Consider the following 23,630-nt stretch of genomic DNA (forward strand, 5'->3'; position numbering starts at 1 on the left):
CTCAGTGCGTCACGTCGCCGTGCGCCAGATCGCCGTCCTTGATCACCGGCGGCGTGGTGAAGGTGTGGTGCGGCGCCGGCGACGGCACCGTCCATTCCAGGCCCTTCGCCGCTTCCCACGGACGCGCCGGGGCGTGGGCGCCCTTCTTCAGCGAGTAGCCGAGGATCGCGAGCATCATGAACGGCGTGAGGAACATGCCGAAGGCACCGATCGAGCTGACCAGGTTCCAGTCGGCGAAGACGACGTTGTAGTCCGGGATGCGGCGCGGCATGCCGGCCAATCCGAGGAAGTGCTGCGGGAAGAACAGCAGGTTGACGAAGACCACCGTCCACCAGAAGTGGAACTTGGCCCACCTCTCGCTGTACATCCGCCCGGACCACTTCGGCCACCAGTAGTAGACCGCGGCGATGATGCCGAACAGGGCGCCGGTGACCAGCACGTAATGGAAGTGTGCCACCACGAAATAGGTGTCGTGATACTGGAAGTCCGCCGGCACGATGGCGAGCATCAGGCCGGAGAAGCCGCCAATGGTGAACAGCACGACGAAGGCGATCGCCCACAGCATCGGTGTCTCGAAGCTCAGCGAGCCCTGCCACATCGTGCTGACCCAGTTGAACACCTTCACGCCGGTCGGCACCGCGATCAGCATCGTCGCGTACATGAAGTAGATCTCGCCGCCCAGCGGCATGCCCACGGCGAACATGTGGTGCGCCCACACGATGAAGCTCAGGAACGCGATCGACGCGATCGCGTACACCATCGCCTGGTAGCCGAACAGCGGCTTGCGCGAGAACGTCGGCAGGATCTCCGAGACCACGCCGAAAGCCGGCAGGATCATGATGTAGACCTCGGGATGGCCGAAGAACCAGAAGATGTGCTGGAACATCACCGGGTCGCCGCCGCCGGCCGCATTGAAGAAGCTGGTGCCGAAGAACTTGTCGGTGAGCAGCATCGTCACCGCGCCGGCCAGCACCGGCATCACCGCGATCAGCAGGAAGGCGGTGATCAGCCATGACCAGCAGAACACCGGCATCTTCAGCAGGTCCACGCCCGGGGCGCGCATGTTGAGGATGGTGGCGATGACGTTGATCGCGCCCATGATCGAGCTGATGCCCATCATGTGGATGGCGAAGATGGCGAAGGCCACGTTGCTGCCGCCCTGCAGGCTCAGCGGCGGATACAGCGTCCAGCCGCCGGCGGGCGCGCCGCCCGGCAGGAACAGCGTCATCAGCAGCATGGTGAAGGCGAACGGCAGGATCCAGAACGACCAGTTGTTCATGCGCGGCAGCGCCATGTCCGGCGCGCCGATCTGCAGCGGCACCATCCAGTTGGCCAGGCCGACGAAGGCCGGCATCACGCCGCCGAAGATCATGACCAGCGCGTGGATCGTGGTCATCTGGTTGAAGAATTCAGGCCCGCCCGGCAATTGCAGGCCCGGCTCGGCCAGTTCGGCGCGGATGTACACCGAGAAGCCCGCGCCGATGATGAACATGACGAAGCTGAAGAGCAGATACAGCGTGCCGATGTCCTTGTGGTTGGTCGAGAAGAACCAACGCTCGACGAAGCTCTGCTTGTGCTCGTGGGCGTGATCGTCGTGGCCATGCTTGTCGACAGCGTGATCGACGGCTTCGGGATGAGTGGCGGACATGAGCTAGAACCTCAGGAAATGCGTGCGATCAGCCGGCCGCGGGCGCGGAGGCGTCGGAATGCTGTTGCGCCGTCGCGGCGGGCGCGGGAGCGGCTTCAGCCGGCGGAGCGGCCGGCGCTTCGGCGGGTGCCGGAGTCGCGGGCGCGGCGGGCTGCGCCGGCGCGTTCTTGGCCTTCTCGGCCGCCAGCCACTGCTTGAATTCTTCCTTGGGCACGGCCTTGACCACGATCGGCATGAAGCCGTGGTCCTTGCCGCACAGTTCCGCGCACTGGCCGCGGTAGATGCCCGGCTTCTGGATCACCGCCCAGCCTTCGTTGACGATGCCCGGGATGGCGTCCTGCTTCCAGCCCAGCGCCGGCACCCACCAAGCGTGGATGACGTCGTCGCCGGTGATCAGGAAGCGGATCTTGGTGTCGGTGGGCAGCACCAGCTGGTGGTCGACATCGAGCAGGTAGTGTGGATTGGACTCGGTCGTCGGCCGCTCGCCGCTCTGGCGGACGCGGTCGCTCTCGCGATCCAGGCGGCTGGTGAAGGACACGTTCTCGCCCAGGTACTCGTACTTCCACATCCACTGGAAGCCGGTGATCTTCACCGACATCTCGCTCTCGCGGGTGTCGTACATGGCGATCAGCTTCTTGGTGGCCGGGTAGGCCATGATGATCAGCAGGATCACCGGCACGATCGTCCAGATGATCTCGGCCTTGGTGTTATGGCTGAACTGCGCGGCGACCGCGCCCTTGGACTTGCGGAACTTGAACATCGCATAGGCCATCGCGCCGAACACCACGATGCCGATCACCACGCAGACCCACAGCACGAACATGTGCGCGTCGTAGGCGTGCTCGGACAATGGGGTTACACCGCGCCCCATGTTGAGCTGCCATTCCACCGGATCGGCCGACTGTGCGAAGGCGCTGGCGGAGGCCGCCGACAGGGCAAGGCCCGCGGCCCACTGCTTGAGACTTGCCGGTCCTGAGCGGAACGGTGAAAGCAGCGCTTGTTTGAGCTGACCGAATTGCATCACATCGAACCCCGAGTGCCTCGTTGGCGTCTGGCTAGGCGAAATGGCTGAGACGTCGACCACGTCCGGCCTACACGGCCGGGGGCCGGAAAGCACGCAGGAAGCGGCGGCGGTCTGCGGATAACCTGCAAATGGTAGCGGTGACGGGCATTTGCGGGCAAGGACGAACCAGGCCGCGCTTTGCGCGGCACTGCCGCGCAGGCCCGGGAAGTGCCCGGCCACGGAGGGCCGGGCCGGGCGATCCGAAGCCAAATTCGTGCCGCCACGGACAGCCGGGGGAAGCACGACAAGTGCAGAAAATGCGCACTTCACAGCCTGGGCGAACACACCATCCCACCCCAAGACAGCCGGCAATGCCGAAAACCGCCTCCCGCACGGGCCGAAACCGATGAAGGTCGCGTCAAGAACGCCTTCGCCCCTAAAATCACGCCCCTCTCGTGCCCTGAAGCACTTTGTGACCAGCATTCTTTCCCCCGAACTCCCCGCCCCGCCGGCCACGCTGCGCGCGGCGATCACCGCTGCCTGGGCACGCGACGAGGCCGCGCACGTGCGCGAACTGCTCGAACAGGCGCGCCAGCCCCACCCCGACTGGAGCGATGCCGACCGGCAGTCCATCCAGGCCACCGCCGCCGATCTGGTCCGCCGCGTCCGCGCCCATGCCGAGAACCAGGGCGCGATCGAGGCCTTCATGCGCCAGTACGACCTCGGCAGCGAGGAAGGCGTGTTGCTGATGTGCGTGGCCGAGGCGCTGTTGCGCATTCCCGACCAGGAAACGGCCGACAAGCTGATCCGCGACAAGCTCGGCGAGGCCGACTGGAAGCGGCATCTGGGCCAATCGGACTCGGTGCTGGTGAACGCCTCCACCTGGGGCCTGATGCTCACCGGCCATCTGGTCGACCTCGCCGACGGCACCAAGCACGATGTGCATGGCGCCTTCAAGCGTCTGATCGGCCGCGTCGGCGAGCCGGTGATCCGGCTGGCGGTGCGCCAGGCGATGCGGATCATGGGCCATCAGTTCGTCATGGGCCGCACCATCGAGGAGGCGCTGACGCGCTCGCGCAAGGGCGACAACGCCGCCTACCGCTATTCCTTCGACATGCTGGGCGAGGCGGCGCTGACCGCGCGCGATGCGCAGCGTTATCTCGAAGCCTACCGAAAGGCCATCCATGCGATCGGCAAGACGGGGCCTTTCAGTCATGTGTTCTCCTCACCCAGCATCTCGGTGAAGCTCTCCGCGCTGCACCCGCGCTACGAGCACGGCCAGCGCGCCCGCGTTCTCGCCGAACTCGGCCCGCATCTGCTGGAACTGGCGCAGCTGGCCAAGCAATACGGCATCGGCCTGACCATCGACGCGGAGGAAACCGACCGCCTCGAACTCTCGCTCGACCTGATCGCGCAGGTGCTGGCCGACCCCTCGCTGCGCGGCTGGCACGGCTTCGGCATCGTCGTGCAGGCCTACCAGAAGCGCGCGCCGTTCGTGATCGACTTCATCGCCGACCTGGCACGCCGCCTCGAACGCCGCATTCCGGTGCGGCTGGTGAAGGGCGCCTACTGGGATTCGGAGGTGAAGCGCGCGCAGGTGGAAGGCCAGGCCGGCTACCCCGTGTTCACGCGCAAGCCCAACACCGACGTTTCCTACCTCGCCAACGCGCGGCGCCTGCTGTCGGCCACCGACGCGATCTATCCGATGTTCGCCACCCACAACGCGCAGACGATCGCCGCCGTGCACCGCATGGCCTCGAAGCTGCTGCCGCCGGGCCAGAGCGGCGATCGCGGCTTCGAATTCCAGAAGCTGCACGGCATGGGCGACGACCTGTACGCGGAAGTCATCCCCGCCGATCGCCTCAACGTGCCCTGCCGCGTCTACGCCCCGGTCGGCTCGCACGAGGACCTGCTGCCTTATCTGGTGCGCCGCCTGCTCGAGAACGGCGCCAATTCCAGCTTCGTCAATCGCATCACCGACGAGGACGTCGCCATCGACGACCTCATCCGCGACCCGGTCGAGACCGTGAGCGCATTCGAAGCGATTCCCCACCCCCGCATTCCGCTGCCGGTCGATCTGTACCGCAGCCAAGCGGCTGTTAATGAGTTTGCAGACAGGAGCAATTCCATGGGCGTCAACCTCGCCAACGACGATCAGCTGCGCGCGCTGGCCGAACAAGTGAACGCAGCCGCCGGCCAGTCCTGGCGCGCCGCGCCGCTGGTGCCGGGCGCGCAGGTTGGCGGACCGCTGATCGCCGTCAGTAACCCCGCCGATCGCCGCCAGCAGGTCGGCCAATGGCAGGCCGCCGACAGCGCCACCGTCGAACTGGCGCTGCAGAACGCCGTGACGGCGCAGCCCGCCTGGGATGCCACGCCCGCCGCCTCGCGCGCCGCCATCCTCGAACACGCCGCCACCCTGCTCGAACAGCGCCTGCCGCAGTACATCGCCCTGTGCACCAAGGAAGCCGGCAAGACCCTCGCCGACGGCGTCGCCGAAGTGCGCGAAGCGGCCGACTTCCTGCGTTACTACGCTGCCCAGGCGCGCAAGCTGTTCGCACCCGAGGCCCTGCCCGGTCCCACCGGCGAATCCAATACCCTGCAACTGGCCGGCCGCGGCGTGTTCGTCTGCATCAGCCCGTGGAACTTCCCACTGGCGATCTTCACCGGCCAGATCGCGGCCGCGCTCGCCGCCGGCAACAGCGTCATCGCCAAGCCCGCCGAGCAGACCAACCTCATCGGCTACGAAGCCGTGAAGCTGCTGCACGAAGCCGGCATTCCCGAGGCCGTGCTGCAGTTCCTGCCCGGCGACGGCGCCACCGTCGGTGCCGCGCTGACGAAGGACCCGCGCGTGGCCGGCGTCGCCTTCACCGGCTCCACTGACACCGCCCGCGCCATCAACCGCGCGCTCGCCGCCCGTGATGCCGCGATCGGCGTGCTGATCGCCGAGACCGGCGGCCAGAACGCGCTGATCGCCGATTCCTCCGCGCTGCCGGAGCAGCTGGTGAAGGACGCGCTCGCTTCCGCCTTCACCTCCGCCGGCCAGCGCTGCTCGGCCGCGCGCGTGCTGTTCGTGCAAGCCGACATCGCCGACAAGGTGATCGGCATGCTCGCCGGCGCGATGGCCGAACTGCGTGTCGGCGATCCCGGCCTGCTCTCCACCGACGTCGGCCCGGTGATCGACACCGACGCGCTGAAGCTGCTCGAAGACCACGCCGCGAAGATGGCCGTCAGCGCAAAACTCATCGCGGAAGCGCAGACCGACGAGAGCGTCGCCCACGGCACCTTCTTCGCCCCGCGCGCCTGGGAACTGCAATCGCTCTCGCAACTCACCCGCGAGAACTTCGGCCCGGCCCTGCACGTGATCCGCTGGCAGGCCGACCAGCTCGACGCCGTGATCGACGCCATCAACGCCACCGGCTACGGCCTCACCCTCGGCATCCACTCGCGCATCGACGAGACCATCGAGCGCATCGCCGCGCGCGCCCGCGTCGGCAACGTCTACGTCAACCGCAACCAGATCGGCGCGGTGGTCGGCGTGCAACCCTTCGGCGGCCAGAACCTCTCCGGCACCGGCCCCAAGGCCGGCGGCCCGCACTACCTGCCGCGATTCGCCACCGAGAAGACCGTCACCGTCAACACGACCGCCGCGGGTGGCAACGCCTCGCTGCTGACTTTGGGCGAGTAGGCCGCGGCCGCAGGGCGCTCCCGTGTCTAGCCGGGAGCGCCCAATCTGACACCTACGCTTTCTCTAGCCGCCGACCTCATGATCCGGGTTGCACGGCATCTCCTCTTGGGATGCTTTCTGGCACAGGATCCGCTTCAGCTTGCCCGGCGTCCATGTATAGGTCCAGATATAGGTTCCCGGCGGAGGGCAGTGCTTGGTTGGCTTCCTGTCCTCGCCGTAGAAGCGCTTGCAGATCGGTGAATCTTCCTCGCTAGTGAACATCACTTGGATGTTATCGCTCGTGCTATCGAGGCGTTCGACCTTGCCTGGAATATGTGCCCATGCGTCATTCGCGTAACCGCTCTTGCGAATCTCCGCATATTCGCGATCGTCCAGTGTTCGAGGATAGGGATTGATCCCTCGCTTATCGCCCTTCTTGAGCTTGCTCATCACCACCAGGTCATTGGTGGCATCGACGGTTGAACCCGTGTTGATCGCTGTCAGCAGGTAGACGATTTCCGATACATCGTCGTGATTAAAGTCAATGGTCCTGACAAAGTGCGGGTGGTGATCGAATTCGATATCGCCTTGCGGAATCAACTGTATGGAAGCTGCAGCGGCATACGTTGCCTCCGGAATGGTGGGCACTTTCTCGCCGGCCATTGCCGGCATGCAGAACGCAGACAAAATCACGGCACCGCTGATTGCTTTAGCAACTGACATCGCCACACTCCTTGGCTCTACGTGATTGCGATAATTCCGGAACCAGCATTTCCGCCATTCGACCCGGAAAACCATCAATGGCGCGTCGGCGCCATCGTATCGGATGGCGCAGGTGCGGAGAGGGAAAACCACACCTTTGCTAACAGAACCTTGGCGCCTAGCCAACACGGACGGCGAGCAAGCGGATTGGCAGCGCGGCCTCGGCGCCACCGCCCCCGGTGGCCAGAACCGGCTGATATCGGCCCCCGGCTGGCGGCGACGCCCGCTGTCCCGCTCTGCAACTGAGCGCTAGCCCAGGTGCAAACGCAGCAAATTCCAGCGAATTCCATGTAATCCTGATTATCTCCGGCCGAACGGTCGGAGATGACCCGGTTTTCGGTTTTCCGCGATTTCAAGGGATTTCAACCGATTCAAATCACCGCGCCCCTGGATTTCCAGACCGGCGCACGCCCGGCAGCCGGCGAAACCCCCTGTTTCTGCTTGACCGGAGGCCGGACCGGGGTATTAGCTTTCCGCCGCCCAAACTCGCTCAAGGAGAGCATTTATGGCCGGGACGCCTACCCCTCGCTTCACCAGCGAAGACCTCTTTCGCAAGCACGGACAACCCCAGGCTCGCGACATCCAGCAGGATGCGCTGGGCGACTGTTTCTTCGTCGCCTCGCTCGGCGCCATCGCCGATCAGCAGCCGAGCCGGATCAAGGACATGATCCAGTACGACCCCAAGACCGAAACCTTCAGCGTCACCCTGCACAAGGACGAAGGCGGCAAGATCAAGCCGGTCAAGCTCGAAATCACCCAGGCCGAGCTCGAGGACAACCTCAAGCGCCAGGGCGGCAGCACGGTCGACAACCGCAAGGCCGGCGACTCGCCGATCTGGCCGGCGGTGATCGAGACCGCGTTCGCCAAGTTGAACGATTCCGACCCGAAGGTCGAAGGCCTCAAGGAAGGCTACAACGTCATCGCTGCGGGCGGTAAGGCGCGCAACGCCATGCTCACCCTCACCGGCAGCAAGGGCGAGGACATCAGCAACGCCACCGCGCAGAGCATCGGCGTCGACAAGACGCTCGAACGCATCGACAAGGCGCTGATGGACGGCCGTCCGGTCACGCTGTCCACCGATCCCGAGAAGGCCGGCGCGGCCCAGGACGGACTGGTCGACAACCACGTCTACACCGTCGAGCGCATGTACAAGAACCAGGCCGGCGACGTGATGGTCGACCTGCGCAATCCGTGGACGAACAACAGCAACGTCGGCGAGGGCAAGGACAACCCGAGCCCGATCATGACCGTCAAGTTCAACGACATCCTCAAGGATCAGGGCTTCGAGTATTTCAACATCGGCCCGGAAGTGAAGACGCCCGCGAAGACGCTCGGCGAAAAGGCCGGCGCGCAGATCGACGCGCTGCTGGGCAGCCTCGGCGATCCGGGCGCGTTCAAGGAAGCGCTGAAAGGCCTCGCCGGCTCGCCGGATGGCCAGGCCTTCCAGGCCGAAGGGAAGCAGCAGGCGCAGGACCAGCAATCCAAGCAGGCCGCGCAGCCGCAGCCCGATACCGTCGAAGTCGCGGAAAAGGCCCAGGCCGCGCGGCGGATGTAACGCCGCCCGCCGCCTTCATCCCGGGCCGGAACCGAGGTTGTACAGTTCACCCCAACTGGCGCGTACCGGTTCCCGGGAGATGGCATGGCCCTACAACGCTTCCCCCTGTTGAAATCCATTCTTCTGACAGCCCTGCTGGGCATGACGGCAGGCTGTCCCGCTACCGAGGATGCCACCTTGATCGACCAACTTCCCGCATGGAGCGACCCGCAAGGTCAGCCGCTTTCACCGCAGCAACAGGCCAGGACCGAACAGGCCCTGTCCGGCTGGCTCAGCGATTACATGAAGGGCGAATACACCATCACCGCCCAGCGCTACTTCCTGACGCGCAAGGACTTCACCACCTGGAACGCAGTCGAGAAACTGATCGGCAACTACGTCGAACAGGACCTCGGCGGCACGCAGGAACGCTACAGCTGGCACGATCCCGGCATCGACCTCGTGGCGGTCTGGAAGGTCGGTGACGATCCGCGCCGCATCGCCGTGGCGATGACCAAGGAACCGCTGACCGACGGCCGTCGCCTGATCGGCTACTTCGAACTCACGAAGAAGTAAGCGACGCGGTCCGACACGCGCGCCGTGTCGGACCGGGCTCTCAGACGCGCACCATGCGCGTCAGCAGGTGTTCGAGAACGCCCTCCGGATCGCTCGTGCGTCCGGTATGCACCGGTGACATCTGGATGATCGCGCTGCGTCGCGCGGTCAGCCAATGGAAACGCGCACGCGGCGGCAACAGACCGATCGGCGCGGCCTCCGCACCACCGCGGCAGATGCGTACCACAGCATCGAGATGGGCGCGCACCGCCTCCAGATCGACACGCGGATCGAGCGCGAGCACGCGTGTTTCGTCGAGCTCGATCGCGGCCGTGAGCAGATTCGCGTCCGGGCACGACACGATCACGCCGACATTGACGAACTCCTCGCGCTCCACGCGCGGCACCACGCGCACGATGGCGTAGTCATACGTGGATGGACTGGGCACGAATCGCCTCCTCCACGAACGCCGAGCGGCCAGACAGGCGCCGGCAGAAATATTCGATGTAGGCCAGTTGATGATGCGCCACATCGTCGAACGCCGATTCTCCCTCGAACCAGCTGTCCGGCACCAGCGAGACGATGCGCGCGATCGCGCTCTCGTCGACGCGGCCGGCCAGTTCGAGATCGGCCTCGCGCAAGCGCGTGGCGAACGGCAGCAGCACGTGATCCTTGATCATCGCGAACGGCGCGGCCGCGCTGCGCGACGCACTGCTCCAGTCGTGATGGAAATACAGTGCCGCGCCATGATCGATCAGGTGCAACCGGCGATGCCACATCAACAAATTGGTGTTGCGCGCGGTGCGGTCGACGTTGCTGACGAAGGCATCGAACCAGACGATGCGCGACGCCAGATCCGCCTCCGGACGATCGACCAGAGGATCGTAGTTGAGCGAGCCCGGCAGATAATCCAGCGCGAGATTGAGCCCGCCGCTGGCGCGGATCAGATGCTGGATTTCAGGGTCGGGCTCGGTGCGCGCCATGTCCGGATCGAGTTCGACCAGCACGATCTCGGGCACCGGCAGGCCGAGCGCGCGCGCGAATTCACCCGCGATCAGCTCCGCGATCAGCGCCTTCGCGCCTTGCCCGGCGCCGCGAAACTTCATCACGTACATGCCGTCGTCGTCGGCCTCGATCACCGCCGGCAACGAACCACCCTCGCGCAGCGGCGTGACGTAGCGGGTGGCGACGACCGATCGTATCGAAGGCGTGCTCACGAATGCATGCTCACTTCACGACCAGTTCGGCGCGCGGCGGCAGCGACCAGTCGATCGGCGTTGCGCCGCGGCGCGTGAGGTAATCGTTGGTCGCGGAAAAATGCCCGCTGCCGAGAAAGCCGCGATGTGCCGACAACGGCGAGGGATGCGTGGTCTTCAGCACACGATGCTTGCGCACGTCGATCACCCGACCCTTGGCCTGCGCGTAGCTGCCCCAGAGCAGGAACACCAAACCCTCACGCTCGCGATTGAGCGTATCGACGACGTGATCGGTGAAGCCTTCCCAGCCCTTGCCCTGATGCGCCCCCGCGCGACCTTCCTCCACCGTCAGCACCGCGTTGAGCAGCAGCACGCCGCGCTCGGCCCATGGCATCAGATAGCCGTGATCGGGACGCTGAAACGATGGCGTGACACCGGGATCGCGCTGAAGCTCCTTGTACATGTTGTCCAGCGACGGCGGCACCGGCACGCCCGGCAGTACCGAGAAGCACAGGCCGTGCGCCTGGCCTGGTCCGTGATACGGATCCTGTCCGAGGATCACCACCTTCACCGCATCGAACGGCGTGGCGTCGAAAGCGGCGAAGATGCGAGGCCCCGGCGGATAGATGCGCGCGCCGGCCGCCTTGCGTTCGCGCAGGAACTGCGAGAGCGCGCGCATCTCGTCGCGCTGCAGGTAATCACCGACGTGCGCTTTCCAGGAGGGTTCGAGCTTGATGCGATCGTCGTCGGACATGGAGCGAAATCGTGGGACGGAAGACGTTGAAGCGTACCCGCTTTTGCCTCAAAAGGCGGTCTAGGCTTGAATTAAGCGGTGCCGCGAAATGGCGTCCGCTTATTCGGCAGTTAAAGCAGACGAACGAATGCCCCTTCCGGCACTGCTCCAAGAACATACATGAAGCCTTGCCAGCCGGCACGTCTGGCCGAAGCGGAGAGTGGCTTGCGAGCAGAGAACAGCGCAGGACTCTGGAAGTCCACTGGCAGGTAGTAGACAGCCTGAGCAGCCGGCGCCTTTAGAACCAAGAAGAGCGGGAAGTAGATGCCAGAATCCATCCGTTCCTTTTGTGGCCCCCAGGCGGCGCCGAGAACCTGCTTGGGCAGAGGTGAAACGGTGGGAACTGTCATGGCCTTAACTTGCGCCAAGAACCCGCAGAAGTCACAAATGAGGTCGGCACATTTGAAATTTGGCGGTAGAAGCTTCAGCGTCTTTGGCCGCTTGCACTTTGGGCAAGTGCACTTTGCCGCAACCAACTTCTCGCCCCATGTGCCCAACTGTTGCTTTGCTGTTGCCATAGAAGCTAACGCTCCGAGATCCGTGCCAACCGCAACTGAAACAACGCCTTGGTCACCAGCAACCGCTCCTCGATCGGCTTGATCACCAGATCGTTCGCGCCTTCGCGCAGCAGTGTCGACTGGTTGTCGCGATTGGCATCGCCGGTCATCACCAGCACCGGCAGGCGGCGCTTGCCATAACCGAATTCGTTGCGCACGGCGGCGAGCACGTCACGTCCGTCGAGCGCGCCTTTCAGGTAGACGTCGGTCAGCACGAGATCCGCACCGGGCGCATCGCCGGCCTCGCGCCGTTCGCGCAGGAAGTCCAGCGCCGCCTCGGCGCTGACGACGTGGGTGACGCGCATCTCCCGCGCCTGCAGCATGCGCATCGTCGCCAACGCGACGGTGCGGCTGTCTTCGATGTAGAGCACGTGTGCGCCCGGAATCGGTTCGGGCTGCACGTAGCCGCGGATGAACGCCGCCAGCGCATGATGGCCGAGCGACTTGTCGAAATAGTCGGTGACATCCTCGGTGAAGCGCCGGTTTTCCAGATGCGACTGCGCATCGCCGGAAATCACGATCACCGGCATGTAGCGCTGGCCCGCCGCGGTGCGCACCGCCTGCGCGAGCCGCAGGCCGTCGCCGTCGGGCAGCACCAGCGCGGTGGTGACGAGATCGACGGGCGTGGAAGCCAGCGCCGCGGCGGCCTCCGCCAGGCCGTTGCAACCGATCACCTCGACATTGGGCAATTCGCGCAGCAGCACGTCGCCGATCAATTTGCGCATCATCCGCGAGCCGTCGACCACCATCACCCGCGGCGCATCGCTGGCAACGTGGCGGAGGTCCTGGGCTGCGGCCATCGGGTCGGAGGTGCGCGCGGGTCAGGTTTCGGTCGGACGGGTCTGGCGCAGGAAGTGGCCGGTGACCAGGCCTCCGCCCAGCCAGCCGAGCAAGGCGGCGCCGATCAACACGATCAGGATCTGCATGGGTGTGAAGCCTGCCAGCTCAAAATGACTGCCATAGCTGCGCGCCAGTTCCGCCAGCGGCTCGCGCAATGCGAGCCCCATTGCCGTCAGCAGCCCGATCGCGGCCGCACCGGCCGCCAGGCCGTACCACGCGCCCAGATACAGGAACGGCCGGCGGATGAAGCCGTCGGTGGCGCCCAGCAATTGCAGGACGCCGATTTCCTCGCGCCGCGACTGGATGTCCAGACGCACGGTATTGCCCACCACCAGCAACGCGCCGAGACCGAGCAGCGCCGCCAGCACCCAGGCGACGCGCGTGCCGAAGCGCAGCCAGTCGTCGAGCCGCGCGCGCCATTGCGCGTCGTGCTGCACCAGATCGGCTTCCGGCAGCTGCCGCAGTCCGTCGGCGAGCATGGTCTCGTCGCCCTTCGGCGTGATGATCAGCAGGAAGGGCAGCGGATTGGGCGAGGATTCTCCCCCGGCCGCGTCGATCGCATCGCCGAGACCGCCCTTGTCGCGCAGTTCCTCCAGCCCCTGCTGCGGCGTGCGCAGCTCGACCTTGCCAACATTGCGGCGGCCGCGCAGATCCTGCGCCAGCGCTTCGGCGCGCGCGGCATCCACGTTCTGCTTGAGGAAGACGCTGATCTCGCGCGACTGTTCCACATGCCCGGCGAAGCGTTCAACATTGCCCAGCACCAGCCACAACCCGAGCGGCAACGCCAGCGCCACCGCCATCACGCCGATGGTGAGCAGCGTCGCCCACGGTTTGCCCAGCACGCGGCCCAGGCTGGCGACGAAGCTGTAGAGATGATGATCGAACCAGGTGCCGACAGGACTGGGTTTCGGAGGCGGCGCGCGCATCAGCGGCTCGGCGCCCGCCACCACTTGCGCAAGCGGGTTGGCGCGTGTCACGGGCGCCTGCGGGGCATCGTCACTCATCGGCGAGGTCCTCCGGCGAGATGTCGTCAGCGAGCGTGCCGTGATCGAGCACGAGCACCCGCTTCTTCATGCGCTTCACCAACCCGAGATCGTGACTGGCGATCAGCACGCTGGTGCCGCGCGCCGGCAGCGAGGAGAACAGGGTCATGATCTCGGCCGACAGGGTCGGATCGAGATTGCCGGTGGGTTCGTCGGCGACCAGCAGCTGCGGCTCGGACACCACCGCGCGCGCGATGCCCACGCGCTGCTGCTCGCCGGCCGACAGCTGCGAAGGCAGCGCGCGTTCGCGCGCGCCGAGGCCGAGCTTCTCCAGCACGCTGCGCACGCGCCGCGAGATCTCGCCACGGCGCATGCCGCGCAGGATCAGCGGCAATGCCACGTTCTCGAACACGCTGCGATCGGTGAGCAGGCGATGGTCCTGGAACACCACACCGACCTCGCGCCGGTGCAGCGCGACGCGGCGGCCGCGCACCTTCATCAGATTGCGCTCGCCGAACAGCACCGCGCCGCGGCTGGGCCGCTCGGAGAGATGAATGAGTTTGAGCAGCGTGCTCTTGCCGGCGCCGGAATGGCCGGTGATGAACAGCATCTCGCCGGCCCGCACTTCAAAACTGACGTCCGAGAGCGCCGCGTGGCCGCCCGGATACTGCTTGCTGACGTTGTCGAAGCGGAGGACGCTCATGCGGTGATTATGCCTCAAGCTTTTTATCCTTCTCCCCTCGGGAGAAGGTGGCGCGAAGCGCCGGATGAGGGCGGGAAAATCACTGACCTAAGAACGCTCCATGGCACATCACTTTCCCACCCTCATCCGCCCTCCGGGCCCTCAGCCGCTTGAAGCGGCTTCGATCCCCCGGAGGGAGAAGGGAAAACCTAGTGCTGCGTCCGCGGCGCGCGGGTGACCAGCTTCTTCAGGCCCCGGCCGATGCGGGCCAGCAATGACGGTGCGGGCTCGGACGAAACGGCCGCCGGCTTGCTCGGCTTGACCTGCTGGGACGCACGGACCGACGCGGTCTGCGCGCCCTGCGCCGGCGCGGCGTTCTGCGCCACGGCCTCGCCACCTTCGACACGGCGTCCGCCGCGACGACGGCGACGCTTGCGCGGCGCGCGTTCCTCGCCTTCCACCACGGCCGGAGCGCTCGCAGCATTCGCAACCTGCGGACGCGGCGCGTCTTCCGGCTTGCGCGGCGGACGCGGTCCGCGTTCGCGCCGGCCTTCGCCACCGCCTGCTCCAGAGCGTGCTTCTCCAGAGCGTGCCTCTCCAGAGCGCGAGCGGCCAGCACCACCACCGGCGCCATGCCCTCCGCGTCCACGCGAACCGCCGCCCCGGCGCGCCTCGTCGGCGGCACGCTGTTCGCGCGCCTCCTTGAAGATCTCGCCGATGCTTTCCTCCTCGTCCTCGATCTGCACGTCCCCGCCTTCGCGCGGCTTGCGCGGTAGCGCGGTCAGCAGGTCCGCCGTCACCGGCTCGGAGGGAATCTTCTGCTCGATGTACGCCTCGATGTCCGGCAAGCCCATTGCATAGCGCTCGCAGGCGAAGCTGATCGCATCGCCCTCGGCGCCCAGGCGCGCGGTGCGGCCGATGCGGTGGACATAGTCCTCCGCGTCGAACGGCAGATCGTAGTTGTAGACGTGGCTGACGCCATCGATGTGCAGGCCGCGCGCGGCGACGTCGGTGGCGACCAGGATTTCGAGCTGGCCGGCCTGGAACCGCTTCAGCAGCGTTTCGCGCTTCTTCTGCGGCACGTCGCCCGACAACACGGCGACGCGGTAGCCCGCCCGCTCCAGCGCGCGCGCCACGCGCTCGACGAAGGCCTTGGTGTTGACGAACACCATCGTGCGCGCGCCCTCGCTGCGCGACAGCAGGCCGAGCAGCAGCGGCAGCTTTTCCTCGTCCGCCGGGTAGTACAGCTTCTGGCGCACGCGCGCGGCGGTGACGGTCTCGGTCTCGACCACGAGCTTCTCGGGCTCGTTCATGTGCTCGTAGGCTAGTTCCAGCACGCGATGGCTGAGCGTGGCCGAGTACAGCAGGGTCTGCCGCTCGGTGCGCGCCGGCATGCGGCGCAGCAGGAAGCGGATGTCCTTGATGAAGCCGAGGTCGAACATGCGGTCGGCCTCGTCCAGCACGCAGACCTCGCAGGCGTGCAGCGAGACCACCTTGTGCTGCTTGACGTAGTCGATCAGGCGGCCCGGCGTGGCGATGATGACGTCGGCACCGGCCTGCAGCAGCGCACGCTGCTTGTCGTAATCGACGCCGCCGTAGACCAGCGCGAACTTCAGGCCCAGGTCGGAGGCGAACTTCATCGCGTCCTTGTGGATCTGGATCGCCAGCTCGCGGGTCGGCGCCAGGATCAGCGCGCGCGGGTCCTCGGGCTTGCGCTCGGCCAGGGCCGGACGCGACAGCAGGCGGTTGATGACCGTGATCAGGAAGGCCAGGGTCTTGCCGGTGCCGGTCTGCGCCTGGCCAGCGACGTCGCGTCCAGGCAGGGCCACAGGCAGGGTCAGCGCCTGGATCGGCGTGCAGCGGGTGAATCCCGCAGCGTCGAGCCCAGCCAGCAATGCCGGATGCAGATCGAACGCGGAAAAAGTGATATCGGTAAGAGGTTTGTCGCTCATGAAGAATGCAGTGTGCGCATCGATGCGCTTGCGTGGATGGCGGCCGCCGCGCAGACTGGCTGCGCCGGCCGAAAGATCGGCCACGGCTTCGGAACCGCCCTCCCTGGTTCGGCCGCTCGCTCTTGAAATGACTCTTGAAACGGTCGCGACTTACCCCAGTTTAACAGTTAACCGGTACCGCCACGCGGCGCCATGTCATTTATATCCCCTTGATTGACCAGGAGATTGCAGTGAGCGACAAGATCATCCATGCCACCGACGCCGATTTCGACGCTGCCGTGCTGCAGTCGTCGGAGCCCGTTCTGGTCGATTTCTGGGCCGAATGGTGCGGTCCGTGCAAGATGATCGCCCCCGCCCTGGACGAGCTGGCCGAGACCTACGACGGCAAGATCCGCATCGCCAAGGTCAACGTCGACCAGAACCGCAGCACCGCCATGAAGTACCACGTGCGCTCGATCCCCATGCTGCTGCTGTTCAAGGACGGCCAGGTCCAGGCCACCCAGATCGGCGCTGTCGGCAAGGCGCAACTGGCGCAAATGATCGACAAGGCGCTCTGAGCGCCCCACGCGCGCCCGGCCAAACACCGCCAGCGCGCGCGAAATGCTTGATTTCCAGGACATCATCCCCATCTCCGAATCGAGGCCGGGCACCTTCCGCACCGGCCGCCGACCGCAGGCTTCGATGAATCGCCGCACACTCGGCGCTTGCCGACGTGTCAGGTCAGTGCTAGTTTTCCCGTAACCGGCGGTTCAATCGGCGCGGTCCACCGCGATCCACACGCCGCGCCCCTCTCGAAGCCTCCATATTTTCCACATCCCCCGTCCGCCTTCTGCGGACGCTCGCAGCTAGCGAGGAATTCGCACTTGTCCAACAAAACTTCCGATTCCGGCGATACCGCCGTGAAGCGTGTGCGCAAAACCGTGCGCACCACCAAGACCGCCAAAACCACGGCCGACGCGCCCGAAACCGCGCCATTGCCTCTTGCGCCACCGCCTCCGGCCCAGGCCGCACCGCCGCCCCCGCCTCCCGCTCCCCAGGCCGAAGCGCCCGCCGCTTCCGAGTCCTTCAGCAACGGCGGTGGTGGCAACCCCAACAACGGCAACGGCCAGCAGGACGGCGGCGAGCAGCGCTCGCAGCAGCAGGGCAACGACTTCGGCAACCGCCACAACCGTCGCGACCGCTTCCGCAACCGCCGCGACCGCAACAACAACCGCGGCTACCGTGAAGACGGCCTGCCCCGCGAAGACGGCAACAACGACCAGGCGCAGCGCCTGCCGCCCCCGAACATCCCCGAAGGCTTCCCGCAGTACTCGCTCGGCGACCTCAAGCGCATGCCGGCGCAGAAGCTGCTGGACATCGCCGAACAGCTCAACATCCATGAAGGCGTGGCCCGCGCCCGCAAGCAGGACGTCATCTTCGCCCTGCTGAAGGTACTCACCCGCCACGGCGAGGGCGTCGCCGCCGATGGCGTGCTGGAAATCCTGCCCGACGGCTACGGCTTCCTGCGCTCGGCCGAGGCCAGCTACCTGGCCGGTCCCGACGACACCTACATCTCGCCCAGCCAGATCCGCCGCTTCAACCTGCGCACCGGCGACCATCTCTCCGGCCGCATCCGCTGGCCGAAGGACGGTGAGCGCTACTTCGCCCTGGCCATCGTCGACACCATCAACGGCGAGCCGCTGGAAGCCAGCCGCGGCAAGGTGCTGTTCGAGAACCTCACCCCGCTGTTCCCGCGCAAGCGCTTCAAGCTCGAACGCGGCGACGGTTCCACCGAGGACATCACCGGTCGCATCCTCGACCTGATGGCGCCGCAGGGCAAAGGTCAGCGCGCGCTGATCGTCTCGCCGCCGAAGGCCGGCAAGACGATGATGATGCAGCAGGTCGCCACCGCCATCACCAGCAACCATCCCGATGTGCACCTGATCGTGCTGCTGGTGGACGAGCGCCCCGAGGAAGTGACCGAAATGCAGCGCACCGTGCGCGGCGAAGTGGTCTCCTCCACCTTCGACGAGCCGGCCGCGCGTCACGTGCAGGTCGCCGAAATGGTGATCGAGCGCGCCAAGCGTCTGGTCGAGCACAAGAAGGATGTCGTCATCCTGCTCGACTCCATCACCCGCCTCGCCCGCGCCTACAACAACGTCGTGCCCTCCTCCGGCAAGGTGCTCACCGGCGGCGTCGACTCCAACGCCATGCACCGCCCGAAGCGTTTCTTCGGCGCGGCCCGCAACGTCGAGGAAGGCGGCTCGCTGACGATCATCGCCACCGCCCTGGTCGACACCGGCAGCGCGATGGACAAGGTGATCTACGAAGAGTTCAAGGGCACCGGCAACTCGGAAATCCACCTCGACCGCCGCATCACCGAGAAGCGCGTGTACCCGGCGATCAACGTCAACCAGTCCGGCACCCGCCGCGAGGACCTGCTGATCGAGCCGGACCTGCTGCAGAAGATCTGGATCCTGCGCAAGCTGCTGCATCCGATGGACGAGATCGCGGCGATGGAATTCCTGCTCGACAAGATGAAGACCACCAAGTCGAACGACGAGTTCTTCCAGTCGATGAAGCGCTGAGGTTCATGCGGCTTCAACAAAACGCCCCGCGATGCGGGGCGTTTTGTTTTCCGGTGACGCGCGGCCATTTCGATTTAACGCGCGAAGAGGAAGAGCAGGTCAACTACAGCCCCCATGTTCTTTCATCCTTGCTCAAGTGGAGTCAGCAGACGCGGGCCGCGCCTGCTCATGTCATAGACCTGATTCGAGGCCAAGGTATCCGGACTGAAATTTGCATCGGGAGATTCCGTTATCCATGGCGCACGCTGGCGAGGGCCCGGGATGTAGGCGCTCCACTCCCCATATTTGCTGTCGCAGGCGTTGCCGCGGGTTTCCGAAATGCAATAGCTCACGGGAGCACGAACCGTCCAATACTCGGCACTCGCTTCCTTGCCTGCAGTCGGCACCTTGAAGGTCCAGCGCTTCGCGGCATTCAGCGCGCTGCGCCCCAGCATGTCGCGCGCTTTGGTCATTCCATGCTCGCTGCCGATCACCGTGAGATTGACCTGTTCTACAAACGCATCCTCCACCGTGCCTTGCCTGCCGACACGAAGCACCACATACGCCGTGCCTTTGACGTTCGAGCGTACCGCGTTTCCCGGATACCGCGGCGGTCCCATGTCGATTGCCTTGATCCGTTCTCCCGGCAACTCAAGCTCATCGTCGAAATGCGCGGCGCGGATGCGCAAGGTATAACTATCGTCGTCGAGCTTCTTCGCCGTAAGCAGCAAGCTCATCTTCGCGCGCAAAACGGCGGACGGGTCCGGTTTCTCCGTCGTCTCGAAACGCCACTTCGACACATTGTCGGCAATCAGCTTGATCACACCGGGCGGCAGCCGATCAGACTTGTCCAAGGTATGGCCGCTCACGGCGCCGTCGGCGGCGATATGGATCATCCCCGTGACCCGCATGCTTGCCTCGGCCTGCTTGCGTACCGCGCGAGGTCCGCCACCGGCCATCGCGACCGCCGCCACGGCCATCAGGCAGACGCCAATCCATAATCTTTTCATTGTTCCGAACTCCTCGTCCTTTTCCCTGGGCCGGCATGCTGTATTCCCAGGAGAAAATCTTTGCACAGTCCTGCATACATGGTCCATGCAACCATTCCTCCGAACCGCGTTAAGGCCCTAGCGGGCATAATCCTTGGCGGAGGTGCACATGCACGGTAGCGGTCTGGAATTGGCGTTGGTGTTCCTGCTGGCGGGCGTGATCGCCGTGCCGGTGTTCAAGCGTTTCGGCCTCGGCGCGGTGCTGGCCTATCTGGCCGCGGGCGTGGTGCTGGGGCCGGACGGGATCGGCGTGGTCAACGATACCGCGCGCATCCTCAACGCCTCCGAGATCGGCGTGGTCATGCTGCTGTTCGTGATCGGCCTGGAACTGTCGATGCCGCGGCTGCGGGTGATGCGCAAGCCGGTGTTCTATTCGGGCGGCCTGCAGGTGGTGCTCACGGCGGCGGCACTGGGCGCGATCGCGCTGGCCAGCGGTCAGCACTGGAAGCCGGCGCTGGTGATCGGCCTGGGCCTGGCGCTGTCCTCGACGGCGGTGGGCCTGCAGCTGCTCGGCGAACGCAAGGAACTGTCCGCCGATTACGGGCGGCTGGCGTTCGCGATCCTGCTGTTCCAGGACCTCGTCGCGATCCCGCTGCTGGCCGCGATCCCGCTGCTCGGCGGCGCCAACGCCGAGACGCTGACCTGGGATGTGGCCGGCAAGGCGATCGGCGCCGTGATCCTGGTGGTGATCGGCGGACGCTATCTGCTGCGCTGGGTGTTCCGCGTGGTCGCGCGCACGCGCATGCCGGAGGTATTCACGGCCACCGCCCTGTTTGCGGTACTGGGGTCGGCCTGGTTCATGCAGGAAGCCGGCCTGAGCGCAGGCCTGGGCGCGTTCATCGCCGGCGTACTGCTGGCCGATTCGGAATTCCGCCACGAACTGGAATCGCAGATCCAGCCGTTCGAGGGCCTGCTGCTCGGCCTGTTCTTCATCGCGGTCGGCATGGGCATCGACCTGGACCGCATCATCCAGGAGCCGCAGCTGATCGCCGGCGGCGTGCTGGCGCTCTTGATCGTGAAGTTCGCGATCCTGTTCCTGGTCGGCAAGCTGTGGCCGGGACGTCTGCCGGGGCGCAGCGCGCTCATGCTCGGTGGCGTGCTGTGGCTGGGCGGCGAGTTCGCCTTCGTGGTGTTCCGCGAGGCGCTGCGCGTGGGCCTGCTCGATAACGCGGTGCATGACCGGCTGGTGGCGATCGTCGGTGTATCGATGGCGCTGACGCCGCTGCTGCTGATCGGCCTGACGCGGCTGCTGAAGGATTTCCCGGGAAAGCGCGAGGAGAAGCCCAAGCGCGAGTTCGACAAGATCGAGATCGAACGGCCGAAGGTGATGATCGCCGGCATGGGCCGCTTCGGCCAGATCGTCGCGCGCCTGCTGGTGGCGCAGCGCATTCCGATCGTGGCGCTGGAAAACGATCTGGAAACCATCGACACGCTGCGCAGCTTCGGCGTGGAGCTGTACTACGGCGACCCGACGCGGCCCGACCTGCTGCGCGCCGCCGGCGGCGACCGCATCAAGGTGTTCGTGATGGCGATCGACGATGCCGACACCAACACCAAGGCGGTGCGCCTGGTGCGGCGCATGTATCCCAACGCCAAGGTGTTCGCGCGGGCGCGCGACCGCCGCCATGCCTGGCGGCTGATGGATCTCGGCGCGACGGTCTTCCGCGAGATGTTCGGCTCCAGCATGGAGATGGGCGAGCAGGTGATGACGGCACTGGGCATGGACCCGGAAGTCGCGGCCGATCACGCGCGGCGCTTCCGCGAACACGACGAGAAGGTGCTGCGCGCCCAGCATCTGGTGTACGACGACGACGAGGCGCTGCGGCAGACCGGGCGCGAGGCGCGGGCCGAACTGATGCAGTTGTTCGAGGCGGATACGGAGAATGCTCCGCCGCAGGGAACGGTCAAATAGAGCGTTTTCGATTCACGCGATAACACCACTCCATCATCCCAGCGAAAGCTGGGACCCTTGTTGCTTTTGCGCTGATTGAAGAAAAGATCAAAATGGGTCCCAGCTTTCGCTGGGATGACGGATCTGAGCCCTAATCGGAAAAAGCCGTAGCGGCCCGGCGCTAGTGCTCAAACATTCTTCTTGCGACGACCTCGCGTGCGCGCATGCGAAGTCGTTCGCACCACGGCGATCGCGCGTTCGGCGAATTCGGCCAGCCGTTCGCGGTCATCGAGAATGTCCGCCGGCACTTCGAAGAACTTCGTCTCCACGAGGCGTGATTTCGTGCGGTACGAGAAGCGGCGGCTCCCGAGCGCGACATATTCCGGGCGCGTGGCCTCGTCGGTCGCGAAGTAGAGCGTGCCGTCCATGATCATGGCGAACATCACCGTACCGGACTTGATGCCGGTGCCGCCGAAAAAAGTGGCGGCGTTCAGCTCGCGCAGCGGTGAGAGCTGTTCCAGCACGAATTGCACGAATTCGTCGTTGTCCGCGCGCATTGCTTCAATCTCCGCCAGCTTCGCCACGGCGCGCCTTGCAACGCCAGAGGAACGCCAATCCGATCAGAAACGCCGTGGCTGCGGTGAACAACAGCGACATCACGAAGGCGATCGCCGCGAAAGGATCCATGTAACCGAGATAGGCCGCGTTCATGGCCTGGAACACCAACCGAGTTCGGCTTGCAGAATTGTGCCCATCGCAGTGAGGGCTAAGGCGCGGGTGCTAGACAACGACCCAGAATCTGAGCCTTGCAGTACGGCCCATCTTCGCTGAGATCCTGCTGCGGAGAGTCGAACTGGATCCAGTACAAGTAGTCCGGGCCTTGCATTGTTTCGACTGATTCGGGACCGCTACAAACTACGCCATGAAAATTGTTTCGCCAGCCTGCACATTTGGCCGAGACCTGTACGCGAGAACCAATCGCAAGGCTTTGCAGAAGAGGGCCGATATTCGGAATGTCCATATGCCTAACCTAAGTCTTGAATGATAGGCAGCGAGTCTATGGCTCCGCCACCAACGTAATCGCAGGCTCCGCACTAAGAATGGCATGCAAGTCCGCGTCTAGCTTTGAAAGAGCGGCGCTTGTATCTGGCTTGCCGAAGATGCGCTTGAGCAGCGGAACTTCGGCGGTTGCAAAGCACAGCAGAAATGGATCGCGAGAGAGCATAAGGCAACGGCCCCAGTCCTCCGCAATAACCAGCTCGACGTCATAGCCACGCTGCTCTGGTTGTGCTTTGAGCCAAATAGCGAGCTGTCGCCCGTATCGACCAGGACTGATCTCCTCGTCCTCTCCGGACTCGACCTTGAACAAGGTTGATGTGAACCAGCATCCGTCCATATCGCCTACGCCTGAATTAAGCCGAGCCGCAGGGTGGCTTCTGCTGAATTGCTAGAGGCCACAACAAAAAATGACATGATGTTCACCGAACTCAACCCGGTCGCCTAATTTGAGCTCGCCAAATTCCATGGCGTGACTCGGATTAAAGCCATAAATGATTCCAGAGAATTGTCCTGGTGAGTTGGTAGCAACATCCCGCACGAAAATTTCCTCGTCACCTATCTTCAGTGTCACCTCATCACCATCGACGATAGAGCTCTTGATTTTCTTTCCTGGCGTGGTTTCGCTCAGATAAAGAATACCAGTGGCGGGGTCTCGATCTGAAAACATTTAACTCTCCAAAAACCTTTAGCAACACCTGAGCCAAGCGATCTCGCGAAGCGGCGTCGGTTTTAACGACTTGTAGATACATCGACCAGAGAACTAACGGCGGCCTCCACGATAGCTCGGATCATATCCCCCATCGTTTGGACGCAGCTTGAAAGCATAAGGATCGTTGTTGTAAACGGCCAATGTAGCAGCCGCAAGATTACCCAGGCAACAGATAATGCAGAAGATACGAATGAAGCGATCTTCCGT

The 23,630-nt window shown here is 64.9% G+C and carries 22 protein-coding genes; 6 read left to right on the plus strand and 16 right to left on the minus strand.

Annotated features, from left to right (window positions below; genetic code table 11):
* Position 1: 1 nt before the first annotated feature.
* Together ctaD and coxB are read right to left on the minus strand one after the other, a co-directional pair.
* A complete protein-coding gene (gene ctaD, locus AC1RNP_RS00490; RefSeq protein ID WP_493049253.1) occupies positions 2–1,648 on the minus strand; it encodes a cytochrome c oxidase subunit I in 1,647 nt (548 codons plus the stop codon).
* A gap of 28 nt (positions 1,649–1,676) precedes the next feature.
* Complete coding sequence (gene coxB, locus AC1RNP_RS00495) at positions 1,677–2,669, minus strand: cytochrome c oxidase subunit II (RefSeq protein WP_493049254.1); 993 nt, start codon at positions 2,667–2,669, stop codon at positions 1,677–1,679.
* 463 nt (positions 2,670–3,132) lie between these two features.
* Here coxB and putA point away from each other — a divergent pair, with 463 nt between their 5' ends.
* Positions 3,133–6,336 (plus strand): bifunctional proline dehydrogenase/L-glutamate gamma-semialdehyde dehydrogenase PutA, encoded by a 3,204-nt coding sequence (gene putA / locus AC1RNP_RS00500; RefSeq protein WP_493049778.1) that lies wholly within the window; start codon positions 3,133–3,135, stop codon positions 6,334–6,336.
* Between the two features lie 63 nt (positions 6,337–6,399).
* Here putA and AC1RNP_RS00505 read toward each other — a convergent pair whose 3' ends face one another.
* Positions 6,400–7,038: a hypothetical protein gene (locus AC1RNP_RS00505; RefSeq protein WP_493049255.1), complete on the minus strand. Its 639-nt coding sequence runs from the start codon at positions 7,036–7,038 to the stop codon at positions 6,400–6,402.
* A gap of 544 nt (positions 7,039–7,582) precedes the next feature.
* Here AC1RNP_RS00505 and AC1RNP_RS00510 point away from each other — a divergent pair.
* A complete protein-coding gene (locus AC1RNP_RS00510) occupies positions 7,583–8,632 on the plus strand; it encodes a C2 family cysteine protease (protein ID WP_493049256.1) in 1,050 nt (349 codons plus the stop codon).
* A 108-nt stretch (positions 8,633–8,740) separates the two neighbouring features.
* The gene (locus tag AC1RNP_RS00515; protein WP_493049257.1) at positions 8,741–9,187 is read left to right on the plus strand and encodes a hypothetical protein; all 447 of its coding nucleotides are present in this window, start codon (positions 8,741–8,743) and stop codon (positions 9,185–9,187) included.
* Between the two features lie 40 nt (positions 9,188–9,227).
* Here AC1RNP_RS00515 and AC1RNP_RS00520 read toward each other — a convergent pair whose 3' ends face one another.
* The 8 genes from AC1RNP_RS00520 to rhlB all read right to left on the minus strand — a co-directional run bounded on the left by AC1RNP_RS00520 (position 9,228) and on the right by rhlB (position 16,169).
* On the minus strand, positions 9,228–9,614 hold the full coding sequence (locus tag AC1RNP_RS00520) for a DUF3037 domain-containing protein (protein ID WP_493049258.1): 387 nt from the start codon (positions 9,612–9,614) through the stop codon (positions 9,228–9,230).
* Complete coding sequence (locus AC1RNP_RS00525; protein ID WP_493049259.1) at positions 9,592–10,383, minus strand: HipA family kinase; 792 nt, start codon at positions 10,381–10,383, stop codon at positions 9,592–9,594. The genes AC1RNP_RS00520 and AC1RNP_RS00525 overlap by 23 nt, the downstream gene beginning before the upstream one ends.
* Before the next feature lie 10 nt (positions 10,384–10,393).
* Complete coding sequence (ung, locus tag AC1RNP_RS00530; RefSeq protein WP_493049260.1) at positions 10,394–11,116, minus strand: uracil-DNA glycosylase; 723 nt, start codon at positions 11,114–11,116, stop codon at positions 10,394–10,396.
* Between the two features lie 110 nt (positions 11,117–11,226).
* The gene (locus AC1RNP_RS00535; RefSeq protein ID WP_493049261.1) at positions 11,227–11,673 is read right to left on the minus strand and encodes a DpnI domain-containing protein; all 447 of its coding nucleotides are present in this window, start codon (positions 11,671–11,673) and stop codon (positions 11,227–11,229) included.
* A gap of 5 nt (positions 11,674–11,678) precedes the next feature.
* Positions 11,679–12,512, minus strand: a complete 834-nt coding sequence (locus AC1RNP_RS00540; protein WP_493049262.1) for a response regulator — start codon at positions 12,510–12,512, stop codon at positions 11,679–11,681.
* Between the two features lie 21 nt (positions 12,513–12,533).
* Positions 12,534–13,478: a permease-like cell division protein FtsX gene (gene ftsX, locus AC1RNP_RS00545; RefSeq protein WP_493049779.1), complete on the minus strand. Its 945-nt coding sequence runs from the start codon at positions 13,476–13,478 to the stop codon at positions 12,534–12,536.
* A 70-nt stretch (positions 13,479–13,548) separates the two neighbouring features.
* Positions 13,549–14,238 (minus strand): cell division ATP-binding protein FtsE, encoded by a 690-nt coding sequence (gene ftsE / locus AC1RNP_RS00550; RefSeq protein ID WP_493049263.1) that lies wholly within the window; start codon positions 14,236–14,238, stop codon positions 13,549–13,551.
* A gap of 188 nt (positions 14,239–14,426) precedes the next feature.
* Positions 14,427–16,169: an ATP-dependent RNA helicase RhlB gene (gene rhlB / locus AC1RNP_RS00555; protein ID WP_493049780.1), complete on the minus strand. Its 1,743-nt coding sequence runs from the start codon at positions 16,167–16,169 to the stop codon at positions 14,427–14,429.
* Between the two features lie 230 nt (positions 16,170–16,399).
* Between rhlB and trxA the strand changes: the two genes are divergently transcribed.
* Both trxA and rho read left to right on the plus strand, forming a co-directional pair.
* Positions 16,400–16,726 carry a thioredoxin TrxA gene (trxA, locus tag AC1RNP_RS00560; RefSeq protein WP_493049264.1) on the plus strand — a complete coding sequence of 109 codons (327 nt, stop codon included), beginning with the start codon at positions 16,400–16,402 and terminating at the stop codon, positions 16,724–16,726.
* Between the two features lie 306 nt (positions 16,727–17,032).
* A complete protein-coding gene (gene rho, locus AC1RNP_RS00565; RefSeq protein WP_493049265.1) occupies positions 17,033–18,736 on the plus strand; it encodes a transcription termination factor Rho in 1,704 nt (567 codons plus the stop codon).
* A gap of 122 nt (positions 18,737–18,858) precedes the next feature.
* Here the strand turns inward: rho and AC1RNP_RS00570 are convergent, their stop codons facing one another.
* Positions 18,859–19,725 (minus strand): energy transducer TonB, encoded by an 867-nt coding sequence (locus tag AC1RNP_RS00570; protein ID WP_493049266.1) that lies wholly within the window; start codon positions 19,723–19,725, stop codon positions 18,859–18,861.
* 148 nt (positions 19,726–19,873) lie between these two features.
* On the opposite strand from AC1RNP_RS00570, the gene AC1RNP_RS00575 reads away from it, so the two are divergent.
* A complete protein-coding gene (locus tag AC1RNP_RS00575) occupies positions 19,874–21,676 on the plus strand; it encodes a monovalent cation:proton antiporter-2 (CPA2) family protein (RefSeq protein ID WP_493049267.1) in 1,803 nt (600 codons plus the stop codon).
* Positions 21,677–21,843: 167 nt separating this feature from the next.
* Here AC1RNP_RS00575 and AC1RNP_RS00580 read toward each other — a convergent pair whose 3' ends face one another.
* The 4 genes from AC1RNP_RS00580 to AC1RNP_RS00595 all read right to left on the minus strand — a co-directional run bounded on the left by AC1RNP_RS00580 (position 21,844) and on the right by AC1RNP_RS00595 (position 23,381).
* Positions 21,844–22,212, minus strand: a complete 369-nt coding sequence (locus tag AC1RNP_RS00580; RefSeq protein ID WP_493049268.1) for a TfoX/Sxy family protein — start codon at positions 22,210–22,212, stop codon at positions 21,844–21,846.
* Between the two features lie 4 nt (positions 22,213–22,216).
* Complete coding sequence (locus tag AC1RNP_RS00585) at positions 22,217–22,366, minus strand: hypothetical protein (protein WP_493049269.1); 150 nt, start codon at positions 22,364–22,366, stop codon at positions 22,217–22,219.
* 346 nt (positions 22,367–22,712) lie between these two features.
* Entirely contained in the window at positions 22,713–23,024 is a 312-nt protein-coding gene (locus AC1RNP_RS00590; protein WP_493049270.1) for a hypothetical protein, read from the minus strand.
* Positions 23,025–23,102: 78 nt separating this feature from the next.
* Positions 23,103–23,381 carry a hypothetical protein gene (locus tag AC1RNP_RS00595; protein WP_493049271.1) on the minus strand — a complete coding sequence of 93 codons (279 nt, stop codon included), beginning with the start codon at positions 23,379–23,381 and terminating at the stop codon, positions 23,103–23,105.
* Positions 23,382–23,630 lie beyond the last annotated feature (249 nt).

It is taken from the genome of Luteimonas sp. GW821-FHT14E02 (assembly GCF_058803905.1).

Bases quoted from the DNA above. Each gene is read 5' to 3' on its own strand.
- AC1RNP_RS00570 (WP_493049266.1), bottom strand. From the start codon at position 19,725: ATGAAAAGATTATGGATTGGCGTCTGCCTGATGGCCGTGGCGGCGGTC.
- ftsE (WP_493049263.1), bottom strand. From the start codon at position 14,238: ATGAGCGTCCTCCGCTTCGACAACGTCAGCAAGCAGTATCCGGGCGGC.
- AC1RNP_RS00595 (WP_493049271.1), bottom strand. From the start codon at position 23,381: ATGTTTTCAGATCGAGACCCCGCCACTGGTATTCTTTATCTGAGCGAA.
- rhlB (WP_493049780.1), bottom strand. From the start codon at position 16,169: ATGAGCGACAAACCTCTTACCGATATCACTTTTTCCGCGTTCGATCTG.
- AC1RNP_RS00510 (WP_493049256.1), top strand. From the start codon at position 7,583: ATGGCCGGGACGCCTACCCCTCGCTTCACCAGCGAAGACCTCTTTCGC.
- AC1RNP_RS00540 (WP_493049262.1), bottom strand. From the start codon at position 12,512: ATGGCCGCAGCCCAGGACCTCCGCCACGTTGCCAGCGATGCGCCGCGG.
- AC1RNP_RS00535 (WP_493049261.1), bottom strand. From the start codon at position 11,673: ATGGCAACAGCAAAGCAACAGTTGGGCACATGGGGCGAGAAGTTGGTT.
- ftsX (WP_493049779.1), bottom strand. From the start codon at position 13,478: ATGCGCGCGCCGCCTCCGAAACCCAGTCCTGTCGGCACCTGGTTCGAT.
- AC1RNP_RS00580 (WP_493049268.1), bottom strand. From the start codon at position 22,212: ATGCGCGCGGACAACGACGAATTCGTGCAATTCGTGCTGGAACAGCTC.
- AC1RNP_RS00585 (WP_493049269.1), bottom strand. From the start codon at position 22,366: ATGAACGCGGCCTATCTCGGTTACATGGATCCTTTCGCGGCGATCGCC.
- ctaD (WP_493049253.1), bottom strand. From the start codon at position 1,648: ATGTCCGCCACTCATCCCGAAGCCGTCGATCACGCTGTCGACAAGCAT.
- AC1RNP_RS00505 (WP_493049255.1), bottom strand. From the start codon at position 7,038: ATGTCAGTTGCTAAAGCAATCAGCGGTGCCGTGATTTTGTCTGCGTTC.
- coxB (WP_493049254.1), bottom strand. From the start codon at position 2,669: ATGCAATTCGGTCAGCTCAAACAAGCGCTGCTTTCACCGTTCCGCTCA.
- AC1RNP_RS00575 (WP_493049267.1), top strand. From the start codon at position 19,874: ATGCACGGTAGCGGTCTGGAATTGGCGTTGGTGTTCCTGCTGGCGGGC.
- ung (WP_493049260.1), bottom strand. From the start codon at position 11,116: ATGTCCGACGACGATCGCATCAAGCTCGAACCCTCCTGGAAAGCGCAC.